Raw genomic sequence first — 1,083 nt, 5'->3', positions numbered from 1 at the left:
AAAAAGCGTATTAAATAATTATTTACGCGATATGACAACGAATTATAAAACTAGCTTCTTATTACCACACGACTATGAAATACCAACATTTAATTACCCACAATATGTATTACCACCAGTGCCATATAATTATAAACCTTATACAAAAGATATTATGCCCGCTGGTGTAGTCCAACCATTAAAAGCTAAAATTACAGCGCAGCCACAGTGTAAAATAACCGATATTCAAATAGGGACTATGTTTATGGTTAATATATTTGATGATATAGCAGAATACAAAGGTTATTATGAAATTGAAATTGATTTAAAACAAATTGATCCAACTATTCAAAGTATTAGTAAATTTATTAGTTCATATAAAACTATTGAAATAAGTAATCTTAATAATTTACAAGTTGAATGCGGATTACCAAATATAGAAAATTTTATTCCTAATAGAAATATTGATATAATTAGTGGAATTGATGATTGTAGTAATAATTTATTTTCATTAGAAAATATAACTTTAAAAAATATTGGTTTATCACAAATTGATAATATTAATTTTGATAATACCATAACTTTATATACTAAAAATATAAAAGTAAATGATACTGAAACTAAATATGCTACTGCTGTTGCTACTGGTTTACCTTTTAAAGGGTATTCTACAATATATGAAACATCAACTATTAATAGTGTAAGATTTTTATTGCAAAAAACATTTTTACCTAAATATGGAGTTAATAATAAAATTAAGGAAACATATTTGCAGGCATATTATACAAATGATATGAAATTAAAAATTAGATTTACAAAAATAATATTGCCACTTTTACAGTTTTATTATATAGATGCTTATAGAAAACAAAAATATTTTGGTAATGATAAGGATATTATATTAGATATTAATAATTCAAATGTATTGGGAATTAGAAATAAAAGTGATAATCCAGTTAAAATTACATTTAAACCAAATTAAAAAATAAAAAGAGATTATTAAATTACAATGTTTCTTTTAACTGAGAATATGAAATAAAAAACCTTTCTAGGTTATTATTAAATATATAAAGTTAGGAGAAACATTTTTTATATGGCAAAGGG

1 protein-coding gene is annotated in these 1,083 nt (G+C 22.7%); it reads left to right on the top strand.

The window, feature by feature from the left end; genetic code table 4:
• The coding region (locus D9R21_RS07710; RefSeq protein ID WP_158613991.1) for a hypothetical protein at positions 1-961 on the top strand (961 nt) is incomplete at its 5' end.
• Positions 962-1,083 lie beyond the last annotated feature (122 nt).

The organism is Spiroplasma endosymbiont of Megaselia nigra, assembly GCF_003987485.1.
Taxonomy (GTDB): domain Bacteria; phylum Bacillota_I; class Bacilli_A; order Mycoplasmatales; family Mycoplasmataceae; genus Spiroplasma.
The sequence above is the reverse complement of the archived record's forward strand: the minus strand, read 5'-3'. Positions and strand labels throughout refer to the sequence as shown.